This window comes from Streptomyces viridochromogenes DSM 40736 (assembly GCF_000158955.1).
Taxonomy (GTDB): domain Bacteria; phylum Actinomycetota; class Actinomycetes; order Streptomycetales; family Streptomycetaceae; genus Streptomyces; species Streptomyces venetus.
This window is the reverse complement of record NZ_GG657757.1, coordinates 3,789,391-3,806,691: the sequence shown is the minus strand read 5'-3', so window position 1 is coordinate 3,806,691 and position 17,301 is coordinate 3,789,391. Positions and strand designations below refer to the sequence as shown.

Genomic DNA, 17,301 nt, shown 5'->3' with positions numbered 1-17,301 from the left:
GAGCGCCCCCGGCCACTTCCGTGTCAGGCCATGTCGGCCGGACCGTCTCGCCCGCCCCTGACGCCCGCCCGGTGCAGCGCGGCCCGCCACGTGAGGGCGACCGCCACCTCCGCCAGGCCCAGCAGGACCAGCCACAGGCCGAGCAGCCGGGTCAGGACCCGGGCCGACTCGGTGGGCAGGGCGAGGACCACGATCCCCGCGACGATCCCGATCACCGCGACGCCCAGGAGGATGCCGCGGTGCGGCAGGTCCCTGGCGACGACGGCCGTGTAGAGGGTGAGGACGCCGGACACGAGCCAGACGACGCCGACGATCAACGAGAGCGCGGCGATGGTCTGCAACGGGTGCCGCAGGCACAGCACCCCGGCCAGGATGTACAGCACGGCCAGCAGCAGTTCCGGGAACCGCTCGCCGTGCTCCTCCCGGGCGAACACGGCCACGAACCGGAACACGCCGGTGACCAGCAGGTACAGGCCGAGGAGGACCGCCAGGACGTGCAGGGTCGCATCCGGCCAGACCAGCATCAGGATGCCCGGTACCAGGGTGGCGACGGCCGAACCCATGATCCAGGCCCAGGAACGGCCCAGGCGCGCCAGCAGGGCCGCGGGGTCGGCCGCAGGAGGGAAACCCGTGTCGTCGGCCCCGGCTTCGGGGCCCGTACGCGGTGCCGGGCCGGACGACGAGGTCATGGCTCCTCCTCGCGTTCGTCTCGCGGTCGAGCCGGTCGTCCCCGGGCCGCCGGCGGGCGGTGTACGGGAACCTGACAAGCTCAGCGTCCGGCGCTTCCGCGTCGGCCGGGTCACCCCTGACGGGTGATACCCGCGCGGCCCCGGGTCAGAGCTCGGGCAGCTGCCGCATCTCCACGACGCGCAGGCCCAGCGACTGGAAGCGGGCCAGCAGCCCGTACAGGTGCGCCTCGTCGACGACGGGGCCGTACAGGACGGTCTGGCCGGACATCGTCACGTGACCCAGCTCGGGGAACGCCTTCGTCAGCGTTTCCGACATGTGTCCCTCTACGCGGATCTCGTAGCGCATGAGCTGTTCTCCCGCGGGTGGCCGTAGGGGAGAGGAGACCGGAGTCCCTAGCCCCGATGGTCGGCCCCCGCGTCGGCGGCCGCTTCACCCGGCGGAGGTGACCTCAGTGCTTCAGCGCCAGCTTGAAGCCGATGATCAGCAACCCGAGGACCAGGTTGACCGAGGCCGTCCCGTACACGAGCCCCCACGGTGCCCCGGCCCGCCGTGCCGCCGCCACGGACCAGCCGACCTGCCCGGCCACGGCCACGGAGACCGCCAGCCAGCCCGCGCCCTGCACGTCCAGGCCCAGCAGCGGACTGACCGCCACGGCGACGGCGGGCGGGACGGCGGCCTTGACGATCGGCCACTCGTCGCGGCACACGTGCAGCACGGTCCGGCGGTCCAGGTTCTGCTCGGCCAGACGAGCCCCGAACAACTGGGCGTGCACGTGCGCGACCCAGAACACCAGGCCGGTGAGCAACAGCAGCGCCACCAGCTCGGCACGCGGGAAGTCGCCCAGTGTGCCGGCGCCGACCACCACGGAGGCGGCGAGCAGGGAACCGTAGACACCGCCCGTGTAGTCCGCCCGGGCCCGGCGCTCGGCACGGGCGGCAGCGGCCGCCGCGGGTTCGGTCCTGCGCACCTCTGCCTCCTCCGGTCGGCGCCCCGCTGCTCGGCGCGTCGATGCTCAGGGTGTCGGTCCGGCGGCCCCCACCGGAGCCCCGGACCCGGCCCCGGCTCCGGTCGGCTTCCGGGAAGGACCGGCCGGCAGATGCCGCGTGACGGTGAAGCTCACGAGCGCGATGCCGCCGGTGGCGAGGATCGCCGCCTTGAGACCGTCGAGCTGCGCCGAGGCGTAGGAGTCGGTGACGGCCTCGACCTCGGACGGCGGAAGCCCGGCCCGCTCGGCCGCCGAGCGCACCTGGCCGGTGGAGACGAAGGTGATCCCCGCTTCGAGCGCGACACCGGTCTGCTGCCGGGTCTCCTCGGACAGCCGCGGGTCGTCCGCGACCTGGGAGGTGAAGGCGTGGGCCAGCGCGCCGACGAGGATCGACCCGATGAGCGCGGTGCCCAGCGCGGAGCCGAGGTTCTGCGCCGTGAACTGGAGCCCCCCGACCTCACTGCGTTCGTCCTCGCCCGCGCTGGACTGCACGACGTTGCCCAGCTGCGAGGCCAGCAGGCCGATGCCCACACCCAGCAGCGCCATGGCACCGGCGAACTGCGCGTCGTCGATGACGGGATCGATGGTCGCGAGCAGCCACACGACCGCCGCGGTCAAGGTCACCAGACCCAGCCGCACCACCCTGCGCGGCCCCGCCACCCGCCCCAGCGAGGACCCGCACAGCGACACCACCAGCATGGCGGCCGACACCGGGAGCAGCCGCAGCCCGGTCTCGAAGGCGTCGAACCCCTGCACCACCTGGAGGTACAGCGGGATGGCGAAGAACAGCCCGAGCAGGATGAGGTTCTGGCTCAGCAGCGTCAGCAGCCCGGCACGCAGCGGGGGCCTGCCCAGCAGCGCCATGTGCACGAGCGGATCGGCGCCCCGCTCCGCCCGCCGCCGCTCCCAGTACCGGAAGACGCCCAGCACCACGATCCCCGCCCCGACCACGAACAGCGTCGGCGCGAAGCCCAGGACCGTGAAGGGAGGGTTGCGCGGCCGCACCCACCCCCAGGTGCTGCTCTGCAGCACGCCGAGCACCCCGAGCCCCAGCCCGGCCGCGGAGAGCGCGGCTCCTACGCCGTCCAGCCGGGGACGCGGCCCCGTCCGGTCGGTCCGCGGGATCACCCGGTGCGCGCACAGCACGGCCACGACGACCACGACCTCGCCGGCGAACACCAGCCGCCAGGTGAGGTACGTCGTCACCCAGCCGCCCAGCAGCGGTCCGACGGCGATCCCCGCACCGGCCAGACCACCGATGACCCCGTAGGCGACGGCCCGGTCGCGACCCCGGTACGACTCAGCGACGAGGGCGGCCATGGCCGGCAGCACCAGGGCGGCGCCGAGTCCCTCGACGACGGACCAGCCGAGCGCGAGGACCCACAGGGCAGGTGCCACGGCGGTGACGGCCGAGCCCGTGGCGTAGACGACCAGCCCGAGCAGGAACACGCGGCGCCGCCCCAAGATGTCCCCGAGCCTGCCGCCGATGATCATGAACGCGGCCATGACCAGCGCGTACAGCGTGATGACGCCCTGAATGGCGGTGACCTCGGTGTCGAAGTCCTCCACCAGCTGACTGATGGAGACGTTCATGACGGAGGTGTCCAGGACCATCAGGAACTGGGCGGTACCGAGGACGATCAGCGCACGCCAGCGTGTCACGGAGTCCATGGCATCCGATGCCCGGCGTTTCCGCCTCACCCGTCATGGGGGAGCAGCAGCGCGCAGCCGGTGTGGAGCGTGATGCGGGTCGGTTCGAGGCCGACGGCGTCCATCGGGGGCTCTCCGGTGCCGGGGTTGGGGGCGTAGCGCGGATGGGCACCGCCGCTGATCTGCCAGCGGACGCGGTGCCCGGCCGGGAAGCGGTGGGCGGTGGAACTCATCGGCACGATGGCCTCCGAGGGTGCCTCCCCCGCGGTCTCCAGCTGGGCGAACCCGTCGCAGACGTTGGTGGAGCGGCCTCGCTCGTCCACGTCGCACAGGCGGGTGAAGACGTCGGCGTACCCGGTGTCCGTGGAGACGGACAGCCGCGCGGAGACCGGGCCGAGTATCTCCACGGGTTCGGTCAGCGCAGGGCCGGTGAACGTCAGGACGTCCTCCCGGGCCTCCAGGTCGCTGTTGTCGCGGGGACCGGCCGTGCGGGAGAGCAGGGCGCCGCCGACGGAGGGGGTCGGGTCGGCCGGGTCGTAGCGGAAGGACGCGAGCGCCGGGGGCGTCACGGGCGAGGGGCCCGCGGGGGCCGCGGGGGCTGCGGGGTCGCTCCGGGTCAGGTGTCCGTCCGGCGTGGGGAACCACGGGTCTGTGGCGTCTGTGGCGTCTGTGGCGTCTGTGGCGTCGGGGGACGGCGGGGCGGACGGCGGCCAGTCGTCGAGGTCCCGCCAGGCGTCCTCGCCGCCGACGTGCACGCGCACGCGGGTGGGGCGCAGCCCGGAGCGATCGCCGCACAGGTGCGCGCGCAGCCAGGCGAGGCTCTCCGCGAAGACCTCGGGCCAGCCCTGCTGGAGCGCGGAGGTGTGGGTCCAGGGGCCCACGAGCAGGGCGGTCTCGCCCCCGGTCCGGCGCAGCCGGGCGTACTGCTCGAACGTCTGGTCGGCCAGGGCGTCGTGCCACCCGGTGACCAGACTCGTGGGGACGCTCAGCCCCTCGGCCGCCCGCGCCAGGGACGCGCCGTCCCAGTACGGGTCGCCGGCGTCCGGATGCGTCATCACGTCGTCCAGCCACGGCACGTCCCCGAGGGCGGACGCGTACGCCCCGCGCAGCGGCCGCGCGCCGACGATGTCGCGCATACGGCGCTGCAGCCGCAGCGCGGCCTGGGCGAAGGGCACGACCCCCCGGTGCTGGTGCGCCACGCCGACACCGACGAGGAGGGCGTTCTCCAGCCGGAGGGCACGGCCCGAGTGGAACAGGGCGTGCGGGTCGTGCAGCCCCACCTGCACCACCATCGCCTTCAGCTCCGGCGGCGGGTCCAGGGCGAGCGCCCACTGCACGTATCCCAGGTAGCTGGGGCCGACCGTCCCGAGGGTGCCGTCGAACCAGGGCTGGTCACGCAGCCAGGACACGGTGGCGAGGCCGTCCGCGGGCTCGTTGCGCCAGTAGTCGAACGCGCCGCCGGAGCCGCCGGTGCCGCGGCAGCTCTGCAGGACCACGTGGAAGCCCTGTTCGGCGAAGAGCACGCCGTACTGGGGGGACCAGGGCAGGCCCCGGCCGTAGGGCGAGCGCACGAGCAGGGTCGGGAAGTCGCCGTCCGCGCGGGGGAAGTAGTGGTCCGTGACGAGCGGGCTGCCGTCGCCGGCCGGCACCACCAGCCCCGGCTCCCACCCGACGTCGTACCGCTTGGCCGGGAGGCCGCGCCAGATCGCCCTCATCATCCGTGAGGACAGCGGCGGCTTCCGGGCGGACGGTGCCCAGGCCGGCCTCGCCGCGGCGTCGTGGGTGCGTGATGCCATGGTTCCCCTCCTCGTTTTTACGTACAGTGTACGAGAATAGGGGATGCTTGGATGAGCTCCACAGTGGCCCGCGGTGATCGGGCCCAGGCGATCGGCGGAAGGAGTGCGGAGCCCGTGACGCGTGACGGCGGATCCGGCGCCACTGGTGTGGATCCCGAACAGCTGTGGCTGAGCCCCGGTCAGCCCCGCAGAGGCCGCAGGCCCGCCTTCAGCCGCGAGGCGATCACGGCGGCCGCGGTGGCCCTGGCGGACGCGGAGGGGCTCGACGCGGTCACGATGCGCCGGGTGGCCGCGGAGGTCGGTGCGGCGGTCATGTCGCTCTACAGCTACGCCGCCGACAAGGAGACGCTGCTGGAGCTGATGGTCGATCACGTCAGCGGCGAACTGCCGGCGTCGGCCGCTCTCACCGGCGACTGGCGCACCGACCTCAAGGCCGTCGCCCACCACCAGCGCGACCTCATGCTCCGCCACCCCTGGCTGCCCGCCGCCCTCTCCACCCGCCGCAGCCTCGGCCCCAACACCCTGGCGTTCCTGGAACACGCCCTCGCCGCCCTGCGGCCCACCGGCCTGGACGGCGCGGCGAAGCTGGAGGTCTTCGCCCAGCTCACCGCGTTCGTCGCCGGGCACGTCGCCCACGAGGTCATGCAGGCGGCAGCCGTCCGGTCCCCCGACCGGGCCGCGGCCGAAGCCCGCTACCTCGCGACGGTCGCCGCCGACGGCCACCACCCGGAACTGGCCGAAGCCCTCGCGGCCCCCGCCCGCACCCTCACCCCCGACGCCACCTTCACCCGCTTCCTCAACCGCCTGATCGACGGCCTCGGCACCGACTGACCCGCGGGGGATGCGGCGGGCGCCGCCACGGGGAGGCCCCGTCCCGGACTTGGCACCAGAATGGAGTCACCCAGTTCTCTCCTGTCGTTCCTGTCTTTCGTGGCGGCGGATCGGAGGCACCCATGGCGGACCTCAAATTCGAGCAGAAGCGCTCACTGACCCGCCGCGAGGCGGCTGACCAGCTCACGGCACTCGCAGCCGCGCTGCGGGAAGGCGAGGACGCCGAACTGGAACTCGGTCCCGGAACGCTGAGCCTGCGCATCCCGGACGACCTCCGCAGCGAGATCGAGGTCGAGATCGGTGAGGGGGAGATCGAACTCGAGATCGAGTTCAAGTGGCCTGCCACCCCGACCCGGACCGCCCCGACCCGGGCCGCCTCGACCCGGGCCGCCTCGACCCGGGCCGCACCGTCGCTGACGGCCTCGGGCGCGGCGACCTCCACGAAGCGGAAGAACCAGACCGCCAAGCCCGCTCGCGGCGGCACGACCACCACCAGCGGGAGCACAACCGGGAAGCGGACCGCCAAGACCTGATCGCGGCGTGATCGCGGTGTGATCGAAGCCTGGTCGCGGCCTGGTCCCGCTCGGCGGCGGCAGCGCGGCCTCACCGGGCCACGGTTGCGAGAACATCGTGGCCAAGCCGCCGGATGACATCCGTGGCCAGCCGGTGACGCACCAGCTTGCCCTCCCGCGCCGACCGCACGAGGCCCGCCTCGCGCAGCGTCCTGAGGGCGCGGGAGACCTGTGGCTCGCTGGAGCCGAGCCGGGCGGCGAGCTCGGAGGTGGTGATCGGCTCGCCGAGCAGATGGCGGCACAGCTCCATCCGGGCGGGCGAGGTCAGCGCCATCAGCCGGTCCTGCAGATCCCGCACGGTCAGCTGCCCGCCCGGGGCGGTGGCCGCCACCGGGTACTGCACCGCCACGCACGAGGGGTGTTCGTGCTTGACCGTGAGATGCGGCCACACCCGGGCGGACGGCACGAGCACGAGGGGACGCGGGGCCACCTTCACCTCGTCGATCTGCAGCTTGTCCAGCCGCACCCGTTCCCCCGGACCGACCCGCTCCGCCGTCGGCAGCAGCTCGGCGAGAACGTCCGCGGGCGACCGGGTCGCGAGCCGGCGGCGCACCTCCCGCGCGTGCTCCTCCAGGACCGGCCGCAGCGCCCGCCAGTCCTCGGCGAAGAAGGCCGCGTCGGCGGCGAGCAGCACCGCCAGCAGCCGGTCCCGCAGCTCCAGAGGTGAAGCCACCAGCTGTCGCGCCAGCTCACCGCGGGCGTAGGAGCGGCGCAGGCAGCGGCGCGCGTACTCCTCCGCGGCGGCACTGCCGGGGCGCAGCTCGCGAGCCGGCGGCACGGGCATCGCCGTGGTGCCGAGGACCCCGGGCGCCACCAGCTCCAGGAACTCCTCGGCCCGCAGCGCCGCGACCGCCGCCAGCTCCTCGTCCAGGCCCGCCGCGAGCGGCACGGTCCGGGGAAAGAACAGGCGGCAGCGGAAGCGGGCCCAGAGAGGGGCGAAGAAGAACAGCTCGTCACCCAGCTCGGGGTCCGCCGCGGCCGCGCGGGCCGCCCAGCCGGCGGCCTCCGGGTGGTGCTCCGGTTCGGCGAGCACATGCAGGCTCGCCATCAGTTCCGACAGGGCGCAGGGCCCGGCCACGAGATCCGCCGGGCCGAGTCCTCCGAGGTCGAGGACGATGCTCACGCTGTCACCGTACGGCGGAACTCACCGCACCGGCGTCCCCGGGCCGAGCGGGATGCCCAGCAGGTACCAGGCGAAGAACAGCAGCACCCACACCCCCAGCATGATCATGGCGACCGGCAGGGTGAAGGAGACCAGGGTGCCGATGCCGGCCTTGCGGCGCAGGGTCTGCAGATAGCCGACGCAGAGCATGAACGAGGTGCTCATCGGGGTGATGGAGTTCGTGCAGGAGTCGGCGATCCGGTAGAGCGCCATGGTGGTGGCCGGCTGCGTGCCGAGCAGCATCAGCATCGGCACCAGCGCCGGGGCGACCAGGGTCCACAGGGCGGAGCCGGAGGTGATGAGCAGGTTCATCAGCGCGACCACGACGATCAGCAGCGTGAACAGCAGCAGCGTGGGCGCGCCCAGCCGCTTCAGGAAGTCCGCGCCCTCGACCGCGACGACCGTGGAGATGTTGGTCCACTTGAACAGGGCGAGGAACTGGGACACGGCGAAGAAGAGCACCAGCAGCGGGGCGATGGAACGCACCCCGTCCGCCATGAACTCCGGTATCGCGCGACTGCCTCTGATCCGCCCGGTGAGCCGCCCGTAGACCGTGCCGATGAGCAGGAAGAAGGCGGTGAGGAAGACGGCGATGGCGTCCATGAAGGGGGACTCCACGATGGCGCCCCCCTCGCCGCGCAGCGGCGACGAGCCGGGCACCAACGCCAGCACGATCAGCGCGGCGTAGCCGAGCACGGCCACTCCGGTCAGCTTCAGGGCGCGCATCTCGGTGGCGTCGTCGACCCCGGCCGCGACCACCTGCCGGGCCGCCGCCTCCTCCAGGTCCGGGTCGGGAGCCAGGCGGTGCTCGCGCTTGGCGAGGATCTTGTCGACGACCAATGCGATGGTCCCGGCCAGCACGAACGCCGAGACGGTGGTGAAGTACATGTTGTCCGTCGCGCGGACCACCACGTCCTTGTCGACGAGCTGCGCCGACTCCGTGGCCACGGACGCGAACAGCGCGTCACCGGGCGCGATCAGCGGGTTGGCGTCGCCCGCCGCGTTGATCGAGACGAACGCGACGATCATGCCGAGCATGGGGGAGCGCCCCACGGCCCGGAACGCCACCGCCCCCAGCGGTATGAGGACCACGTACGCGGAGTCCGACAGGAACTTCCCCAGCACGCCGCCCAGAGCCACCCCCAGCACCACCGACCGCGGCGACAGACCCGACAGCGTCCGGCGGGCCAGCGCCTCGAAGAGCCCCGAACGCTCGGCGACCGCCACACCGAGCATCACCATCAGCACGATGCCGAGCGGGCCGAAGGTCACGAACGACTCCTCGGCACCGGTGACCAGGTCCCGCACGGCGTCCGCCGACAGCGCGCTGCGCACGCCCACCAGATCACCCGAAGACGGATCCTCGACCCGGAGCCCGGACACGTTCAGCACCCAGCTGACGAGGGCGACGGCCCCGCCCAGGATCCAGAACAGCCAGAACGGATGAGGCAGCGCGTTTCCCGCGCGCTCGACCAGGTCGAGGAGCCGGGAGCCCCGCCCCTCCTCGCCGGGCTCGGGGTCCCGCACCTCCGGGGTGCGGTGGACGGGTGTGCTCATGGCGGGCTCCTGTGGGAACGGGGAGGACAGGGAAGGGAGGCGGGAAGGGAAGGAAGGGGGGACGAAGGGCAGAGGCGAGGGGGGAGAAAAGGGGGAGGGGGAGGAAAGGGAGAAATCGGGACGGTAGTCCTGCTTGCGCTGCACAGTAGGACCCGTGTCGGCTCCCGTCACCGTCCGGCGCCACAGTTGACCTCATGACGTCAAGTGATCGCCCCCGCCCCGGGCGACTGCCTAGCGTCACGAGCGTGACCTCGTACGACGCACCCCATGCCACCGCCACCACCCGCACCGGCCGACCGGAACCCCTCCAGGACGGCGCCCTGTGGCGCCGCACGCTCCACGTCCCGATGCGGGACGGCGTCGCCCTCGCCGCCGACCTGTACTCGGCCTCACCCGCACCGGAGGCGACCGCGCTCCCGGTGCTCCTGGAGCGCACCCCCTACGGCCGGCGGGCCCAGCGAGGCTCGGACCAGGACCGCGCCGACGCGCCGCTCCCGAGGCCGGAGGAGATCGCCCGCCACTTCACCGACGCCGGCTACCACGTCGTACGACAGGACTGCCGGGGCCGAGGCGACTCCGAGGGGACCTTCGTGAAGTACCTGGGCGAGGGCCCGGACGGCGCGGACACGATCGCCTGGATCAAGGAACAGCCGTGGTGCGACGGCCGGGTCGTGATGACGGGCGTCTCCTACTCGGCGCACTGCCAGGCCGCCGCGGCCGCCGAGGGCACCTCGGGCCCGGCGGCCATGTTCCAGGACTCGGGCGGCTTCTCCTCGGCGTACGACGCGGGGCTGCGCATGGGCGGCGCCTTCGAACTGAAGCAGGTGACCTGGGCCTTGCGGCAGGCGCTGAGCAGCCCGGAGGCGGCGGCGGACCCGGTGCTGTCGGAGGCGTTGCTGCGGGTGGACGTGGCGGGCTGGTTCGGGGCCCTTCCCTGGCGCCCCGGCTGCACCCCGCTGCGCCACCTCCCCGCGTACGAGGACTACCTGCTGGAACAGTGGCGCCAGGACACGTTCGGCGACTACTACCGCACCCCGGCCATCTACGGCCGGGGTTTCTACGACCTCTTCCCGGACGCGCCGAGCCTGCACATGGGCAGCTGGTACGACCCCTACGTCCGCTCCACGATCGAGAACTTCACCGCCCTGCGGAAGCTGAAGTCGGCCCCCTCCTACCTGGTCATGGGCCCGTGGACACACGGCCACCGGTGCGAGACGCACGCCGGGGACGTGGACTTCGGCCCCCGCTCGACCCTCGACGGCAACCTGGCACCCTCGTACCTGGAGTTCCGCCGCCGCTGGTTCGACAGGGCACTGGGCCGGGAAGCGGAGACCGGCGACGACCTCCCGGCGGTCCAGTACTTCCTCATGGGCGGAGGCGACGGCAGACGCGACGCGGCAGGCCGGATGCGCCACGGCGGCACCTGGCGCACGGACACGCAGTGGCCCCCGGAGTCGACGTCCCCGGTGAACCTGTACCTCACCACCGACGGCGCCCTGTCCACCACCCCGCCCACCGCCCCCGTCGCATCCGTCACCTACGACTTCGACCCCCGCCACCCGGTCCCCACCATGGGAGGCCAAGTCACCTCGGGCGAACCGGTGATGGCGGGCGGAGCGTACGACCAGAACGCCCCGGACGCCCGGGTCCACGGAGCCCGCGAGCCCTACCTCCCCCTGGACTCCCGCCCGGACGTGATCAGCCTGACCACACCACCACTTAAACGGGACGTGGTCCTGGCCGGCCCGGTCTCGGCAAGACTCCACATCTCGACCTCGACCTCGGACACCGACTTCACCATCAAACTGGTCGACGTCCACCCGCCCAACGCCGACTATCCCCACGGCTTCGCCATGAACCTCACGGACGGCATAGTCCGCTGCCGCTTCCACCGCTCCTGGGAACAACCGGAGCCGCTCGTCCCCGGCAGGATCTACGAGATCGAGGTGACGGCCCCCGACACGGCCAACCTCTTCGCCGCCGGCCACCGCATCCGCCTGGACATCTCCTCCAGCAACTTCCCCCGCTTCGACGTCAACACCAACACGGGCGAACCAGAGGCAACGGCCCGCCGCACCAGGACAGCGACGAACACGGTCCACATGGACGCGGAGCGACCCTCCCACCTGCGGGTGTGGCTGGAAGGAGGAGCGGCGGCGCTTCGATGACCGGACAACGCACCGCGATCAGCGACCGCGCGCGTCGCCGCCACTGCACATGACGAGTCTTCGCTCGTCCCCGGCGTCACGCATTCGCAGGAGTTGAGGCTGGGATGACGAAGGCCGCCCGCACAGACACGTGGGCGGCCTTCTTACGCGGCGTTCTTCTCTGCGGTCAGCCCGTCGTCCGGGAGGTGCCGGTGACCGGCCAGGATGTGAGGGACACCGGATCCCCGCAGTCCTTGGTGTCCTGGTTTCCGCGGCACACCTTCAGGTCGCCCGTGGTCGTCGGCAAGTAAGCGCCCAGCCGGATGTTCACGGGCGTCGAGCCGGTGCCGCACTGCGTTACCTGTTTCGTGTAGGGCCCCGGGACGAGGTCACGCATCCACCGCACCCACACCGAGTAGCACTCGGATCCGCTGTTGCGCAGCTCTCCCTCGATCACGAGGGCTGAGAAGGGTGATCCGCTGTCACTCGCCTCGGTCCACCGCGTACCGGCCGCGGTGGCGGTTCCGTGCGTCGCGGACCACGCCACGGGAGCTGCCGCCGCACCACCGGTGGTGGCCGCCGCCGATCCTCCTGAGACGGCCGGTGCGGCGACCAGGGCCGCACCGGCGCACAGGGCTGATTTCAGAAAGATTCCGCGCAGCTTGACGTTCAATTCGTCCCCCTCGAACCGATGTGATTTCCCGAGGGGCGATAAACGCGTGCGGTCGACACATCCCCCGGTTGGCGATCAAGAGCCTCACATACGCAAACGTGCCCGCACAAGAACCGGCAATGACTTGACTGGATATCGGCTGTACGCCCCGAATCCGCTTGACCGGCTCACCGAGGAGGGATAGCGGAGCGTTCCCCGTCAGTCAGCTCCGTCTCCGGTACCTCCGGTCCCGGAGACCCGCCGTGCCCATTCCTCGACGACCTGAGAGGGGACGACATGTCGGACGCCTTCCTGTACCAGTGCCTCGATAAGTGCCCGGTGGACTTCGGCGTAGGACTGCCCGGCGTGGGAAGCGCGAGTCCGGCCGACCGCTCGTTCCAGCTTGGCAAGGTTGGCGGCCACGACCGGCACTGCCTTCTCGTACGCGCTGGGCTCGCTGGGCTCGCTGGGCTCGCTGGCCATGGGCACAGCTGATCAGCCGGGATCGGCGGGGTCAAGGGTCGGCCGTGGCGCTGCCGAAGCCGCATGCCACCGCTGCGACACCGTCACCGACCGTCGCGACCCGTCACTGCGCGTCCGACGCCCCGACCCGCTGGTGTAGGCGAAGCGGCCCCGGGTGTTATTGAATGAAATGTGCGGTCAGGAGTCTCGGGCCCCTGGCACACGGGTTCTGGTACGGCCCCGGCACGGCGCCGGGGTTGGCGAGCGAGCTTGAGAGAGCCGCATGGACTCCACACCCTCTCCCTCCCCTCCCCCTTCGTCCTCGTCACCGTTCGAAACGGTCAGCAGCGCCCTGGGGCGGTACATCCCGCGCGGCGGAGCGGCAGCCGCCACCGATTCCGCCGGCCCGCGGCCCGACCGCCCCGCCCGCCGACGCCTGACCTCCGACCCCGCCTCGGGCCCCCAGGAGCAGATCCTCGGCGCGGTCAACCTGGACCACGACCTGAGAATCACCGGCTGCAACCTGGACGCCCCCGTTTTCGAGGGGCTGGACGCCGTGACCGGAAGCCCTTTCGTCGACCTCCTGCCGTCCGGGGACGTACCGACGGTCACCCGGCGCCTGCGGCAGGTCCTCGACACCGGTGAGCCGCACGTCGCCCGCGTCCAGCGCCTGCGCCGCGCCGACGGGTCGGAGATGGTGGTCTCGATGAGCATCCTGGCCGCCGCGGCACCCCATGAGGGCCTGACCGTCTCCCTGATCGCCATGGCCAGGAGGCTGCACCTGTACGCCGCCGAGACCGCGATCGGCACCTCCTTGGACATCGGCGAGACGGCCCAGTCGCTCGCGGAGTCCCTGCTGGCCTGGGGAGACGTGGCCGCCGTCGACCTCGACTTCGCCGTCTGGACGGGCGAGGGGGTCGCCGAGCGGCCGCAGGGACGCATCCGGCTGCGACGGGCGGCCCTGGTGCCGGACCGGGTGTGGCCCGAGGGCTACGTGACTCCGGGTGAGGACCTTCCCCGCGACGCGAGCCGCCTGCTGTCGCAGGCGATACGCCGTGACGATGCCGCGCAGGCCCTCGTCATACCCGACCGGGCGGCGATCGAGCGGGTCCTCGGCAGCCCGCGCCTGGTACGCGCGCTGGTGCCCAGCGACCGGGCGGCGGGTGTGGCGTGCATACCGCTGATCCTGGACGGCACGCCACCCGTCGTGCTGGGCCTGGCGGAGATCTGGCGGCGGGAGGACCGCCCCTTCGGCGACGGCGAGCTGCTCGACCTCCAGGAACTGGTGGCCAGGACCTCCCACCACGTCGACCTGGCCCGCCGGCACCAGCGCGAGCACACGCAGGTGCTGGCCCTGCAGCGCCGTCTCCTCCCGCGGACCAGCGGCGACACCATCGAGACCGCCAGCGTCTACCAGCCCGCGACCCCCGACAGAGCGGGCGTCGGCGGTGACTGGGTGAACAGCTTCCCCGTTGCCGGACGGCCGTACCCGCGCTGGTGGTCGGAGACGTCGTCGGGCACGGCCCTGGGGGCCGCGGCGACCATGGGACAGCTGAGCATGGAGGCCCGGGCACTGCTCTCCGCTGGGCTGGCGCCCGACGAGGTGCTGGAGCACTTGGACGAGACCGTGTCGCTGCTGGACGACGCCGAGTCCGGGCTGGCGGCCGGCTACAGCGCCCTCGGGTCGACCTGCTGCATCGCCGTCTACGACCCGGTCAGCCACCGCGTCGCGCTCTCCAGCGCCGGCCACCTCCCACCGGTCCTGGTGCCCCCGGACGGACCGGCCGGCCCGGTCGCCGTCCGTCCCCACCCCGGCCTGGGCGCCGAGTTCGCGCTGCGGGAGCCGTTCGGCGTGCACGCGTTCGCCGCGCCCCCGGGCTCGCTGCTCGCCCTCTACACCGACGGCCTGGTGGAGGACCCCGCCGTGTCGATCGACGAGGGCATCGGAAGGCTGGCGGACGCCGTGGCCGCGGTGCACCCCTGGGACGCCCTGCAGCAGGCCGCCCGGCACGTGGTCTCCGAGCTGGCGCCCGTGCGGCGGCGCGACGACGTGACCCTGCTGCTCGCGCGCATGATCGGCTACCGCAAGGAGGACACCGCGACCTGGCGTCTGCCCGCCCGCGACGACGCGGCCGCCCGGGCCCGCACGCTGGTCTCCGCGCTGCTGAGGCAGTGGCGGACCAGGGACGACACCCGGGACAGCGTGCTGCTGGTGGTCGACGAGCTGGTCACCAACGCGGTCCGCTTCGCCCGCGGCCCCATCACGGTACGGCTGATCCGAACCGGTCACGGGCTGCTGTGCGAGGTGGGCGACACCGGCAACGGCAGGCCCCGGCTGGGCCCGGGCGCGCTCCTCGACGACGCCGGCCGTGGCCTGCACGTCGTGCATCGACTCACCACCCGGTGGGGGGTGCGGTGGACGGACACCGGCAAGGTGGTCTGGGCGGCGGTCGCGAGGTGACGCGGCCGCGAAGCCGGGCCGGTCGGCCCGACCGCTGACGCCGGCTACAGCCACCGCGCTTCGGCCCGGCCGGTGATGCGGGCTACCAGCCATCGCCCTTCGGCCCGGCCGCTGATACGCGCTACAGCCATTCCCCTTCCAGGGCGGTGGCCGTGAGCCCCGGGGCCGCCGCGTACAGGACGGCACGACTGCCCGGCTCCAGCCCCCTGTCGTGCGCCCTGCGCAGGATGTCGAACACGGCGGCACCTCCGCGGTTGCCGCTGGTGTAGCTGTCCCGGCTGTGGTCGAGCAGCCCCGACGGCCACCCGTCGGGCATCGTCTGCTCCATGTACTCCAGCACCCGGGTCCCGCCGGGGTGCGCGAGCAGCACGTCGGGGTGCCAGGAGCCGGGATCGTCCTGGTGCCGGGTGCGCAGCCACTCCCACATGGCGGTGACCGTCTCCTGCACGGCACGCGGCCCGCGCCGGTCCATCACGAAGTGGGTGCCGTCCGCCCGTGTCTCCAGGCGGTGCAGGTCCTGGGTGCCGGGCAGGGTGTGGTGCCAGGCGGCGTCCAGCCGCAGCACCGACTCGGGCCTCGGGCGGCCCGTGACCACCGCGGCGACCGCGGTGTCCGCGAACAGCAACCGGACGATCAACGACTCCAGCGTGTCGTCCGCGGGCTGGTACGTCGTGCTCAGTGCCTCCGCGATCACGACCAGCACCACCCGGTCGGGGTCCGCGGCCACGAGATCCGCCGCCAGCGCGAGGGAGCGGGTCCCGGCGATGCAGGCCCACTGCGTGGCCGGCAGCAGCAGCACGTCCTGGCGGAGCGGGAGTCTGTCGGCCAGGGCGACGTCCAGGCCCGGCAGCGCCGGGGTGGTGGAGTTGCTGGTGATCAGGCAGTCGACGTCCGCGGGGTCCAGCCCGGCGATCTGCAGAGCCCCGCGCGCCGCTTGCTCCCCGTAGGACCGCACGGCCGCCCAGGCCGGCGCGGTGCGCTCCTGGACGGTCTGCGGCACCGGTATCGCCTCGAGCGAGGCGATCACGCGGTCCACGTCCGGCTCGGCGAACCCGTCACGGGCCAGCGCCTCTCGGGCAGCCCGGGCCCCGGCCGCCAGACCGCTCCCCTCGCCGGGCGCGACGGCGGTCTCCAGCGGCAGCATCCACCCGCGGTTCTCGATGCCCGTACTGGCGGCGATGCCGTCGATCCGCGGCGCCCACGGCGCGTGCGGGTGCCGCTCGCGCACTTCCGCCACGATCTGGCTGGTCTTCACGGTGTGCCTGCCGTGTATCACGGCAGGGGGGCACAGGTAAGCGGCCATGGTTGGCACCTTTCTGCGGGAGCAAGGGGGAGAGGGAGGGAAGAGGGGGGGAGAAGCGGGGAGAAGAGGGGGAGAAGAGGGGCGCACCAAGTCGATGCCGGTGCGCTCCACTTCGGGCGCCCCGGCGTGCGGTCCGAGCATGGCCAACAAAAGGACATTTCCGCTGTGACCTGGGCAACTTGGGGCGACTTTGGGTGCGTGAATCGGCACACACACCGCAAAGGCCCCGGACCTTGATCGGTCCGGGGCCTTTCCGTCGGTCGGGTCGGGTCAGGTCGGGTCAGCTCAGCCGACCCGCGGCAGCAGGGAGAAGACCTTGCCTCCGTCCCGGGCTACCAGCACGTCCTCGTAGAGCAGGAGTTGGGGCTGGCCCCCGAAGCCGGGCCTCGGCTTGCCGGTGTCGACATGACCGCGCCAGACCTGCTCACCCGTACGCAGATCGAGTCCGGACAGGTCGCCGGTCGGGCTGAAGAAGTACACGACCCCTTGTCCCTCCGACACCGCGGGAGACGCCATGCTCTGCATCGTGTTCTGCCCGGGCACCTTGACGCCCACCGGGCGGGTCCACAGGGTCTTCCCCGTGGTCAGCGAGTAGGCCGAGGCCTTCCCCTGCCGGGACACGGAGATCAGACGGTCGCCGGCGATCTGCGACGCGGCCACCGCACCCTCGCTCCGATAGGGGTGCGAGGTCCGCTGCCCGGAGCCGTTGATGGTCATCAGCTCAAGGTCCTTGCCGGCCGCGCCCTTCGCAGCCATCAGGACCATCCGCCCCTCCGAGGTCCCGATGAGCTCCGCCCTGCCCGGGACGGTCGTGACCTTCCTGGCGTTTCCGGTGGCGGGGTCGAGACGGAAGACGTCCGTGTCGTCCGGCTTCTCGGTGTCCGGCGTGCACAGGAGGTAGGGAGCGCCGCTCAGCACCGCCCGCTGGCACACGATGCCCTTGTCCCAGGTGTGGCGCCACTTCTCCTTGCCGGTCAGCGGATCGAGGGCCGACATCGTGCGCACCGACGGTGTGTTCGCCAGCACCGCGCCG

At 72.5% G+C, this 17,301-nt stretch carries 14 protein-coding genes and 1 pseudogene; 4 read left to right on the top strand and 11 right to left on the bottom strand.

Annotated features, from left to right (window positions below; genetic code table 11):
• Positions 1 to 23 precede the first annotated feature (23 nt).
• The 5 genes from SSQG_RS16570 to SSQG_RS16550 form a co-directional block, all read right to left on the bottom strand.
• The gene (locus SSQG_RS16570; RefSeq protein ID WP_003990948.1) at positions 24 to 689 is read right to left on the bottom strand and encodes an HdeD family acid-resistance protein; all 666 of its coding nucleotides are present in this window, start codon (positions 687 to 689) and stop codon (positions 24 to 26) included.
• 145 nt (positions 690 to 834) lie between these two features.
• Positions 835 to 1,035: a hypothetical protein gene (locus tag SSQG_RS16565; protein ID WP_003990947.1), complete on the bottom strand. Its 201-nt coding sequence runs from the start codon at positions 1,033 to 1,035 to the stop codon at positions 835 to 837.
• Between the two features lie 103 nt (positions 1,036 to 1,138).
• Positions 1,139 to 1,657, bottom strand: coding sequence for a hypothetical protein (locus tag SSQG_RS16560; RefSeq protein ID WP_003990946.1), 519 nt, complete (start codon positions 1,655 to 1,657; stop codon positions 1,139 to 1,141).
• 45 nt (positions 1,658 to 1,702) lie between these two features.
• A complete protein-coding gene (locus SSQG_RS16555; protein ID WP_039932881.1) occupies positions 1,703 to 3,346 on the bottom strand; it encodes an MFS transporter in 1,644 nt (547 codons plus the stop codon).
• A 26-nt stretch (positions 3,347 to 3,372) separates the two neighbouring features.
• Positions 3,373 to 5,121: a CocE/NonD family hydrolase gene (locus SSQG_RS16550; protein ID WP_039932880.1), complete on the bottom strand. Its 1,749-nt coding sequence runs from the start codon at positions 5,119 to 5,121 to the stop codon at positions 3,373 to 3,375.
• A gap of 114 nt (positions 5,122 to 5,235) precedes the next feature.
• Here SSQG_RS16550 and SSQG_RS16545 point away from each other — a divergent pair, with 114 nt between their 5' ends.
• Entirely contained in the window at positions 5,236 to 5,952 is a 717-nt protein-coding gene (locus SSQG_RS16545) for a TetR/AcrR family transcriptional regulator (protein WP_003990943.1), read from the top strand.
• Positions 5,953 to 6,074: 122 nt separating this feature from the next.
• Entirely contained in the window at positions 6,075 to 6,485 is a 411-nt protein-coding gene (locus tag SSQG_RS16540) for an amphi-Trp domain-containing protein (RefSeq protein ID WP_003990942.1), read from the top strand.
• Positions 6,486 to 6,555: 70 nt separating this feature from the next.
• Here SSQG_RS16540 and SSQG_RS16535 read toward each other — a convergent pair whose 3' ends face one another.
• Positions 6,556 to 7,647 carry an ArsR/SmtB family transcription factor gene (locus SSQG_RS16535; protein ID WP_003990941.1) on the bottom strand — a complete coding sequence of 364 codons (1,092 nt, stop codon included), beginning with the start codon at positions 7,645 to 7,647 and terminating at the stop codon, positions 6,556 to 6,558.
• Positions 7,648 to 7,668: 21 nt separating this feature from the next.
• A complete protein-coding gene (locus SSQG_RS16530; protein ID WP_052310293.1) occupies positions 7,669 to 9,243 on the bottom strand; it encodes an AbgT family transporter in 1,575 nt (524 codons plus the stop codon).
• A 245-nt stretch (positions 9,244 to 9,488) separates the two neighbouring features.
• Here SSQG_RS16530 and SSQG_RS16525 point away from each other — a divergent pair, with 245 nt between their 5' ends.
• The gene (locus SSQG_RS16525) at positions 9,489 to 11,411 is read left to right on the top strand and encodes a CocE/NonD family hydrolase (protein WP_003990938.1); all 1,923 of its coding nucleotides are present in this window, start codon (positions 9,489 to 9,491) and stop codon (positions 11,409 to 11,411) included.
• A 166-nt stretch (positions 11,412 to 11,577) separates the two neighbouring features.
• Here SSQG_RS16525 and SSQG_RS16520 read toward each other — a convergent pair whose 3' ends face one another.
• Together SSQG_RS16520 and SSQG_RS41385 are read right to left on the bottom strand one after the other, a co-directional pair.
• Positions 11,578 to 12,063, bottom strand: a complete 486-nt coding sequence (locus SSQG_RS16520; protein WP_003990937.1) for a hypothetical protein — start codon at positions 12,061 to 12,063, stop codon at positions 11,578 to 11,580.
• A gap of 198 nt (positions 12,064 to 12,261) precedes the next feature.
• Entirely contained in the window at positions 12,262 to 12,525 is a 264-nt protein-coding gene (locus tag SSQG_RS41385) for a hypothetical protein (RefSeq protein ID WP_003990936.1), read from the bottom strand.
• 262 nt (positions 12,526 to 12,787) lie between these two features.
• On the opposite strand from SSQG_RS41385, the pseudogene SSQG_RS16515 reads away from it, so the two are divergent.
• Positions 12,788 to 14,965: pseudogene (locus SSQG_RS16515) on the top strand (SpoIIE family protein phosphatase).
• A gap of 121 nt (positions 14,966 to 15,086) precedes the next feature.
• On the opposite strand, the gene SSQG_RS16510 reads toward SSQG_RS16515, so the two are convergent.
• Positions 15,087 to 16,268, bottom strand: coding sequence for a polyketide synthase (locus tag SSQG_RS16510; RefSeq protein ID WP_003990934.1), 1,182 nt, complete (start codon positions 16,266 to 16,268; stop codon positions 15,087 to 15,089).
• Between the two features lie 285 nt (positions 16,269 to 16,553).
• The coding region (locus SSQG_RS16505; protein ID WP_039932878.1) for a PQQ-binding-like beta-propeller repeat protein at positions 16,554 to 17,301 on the bottom strand (748 nt) is incomplete at its 5' end.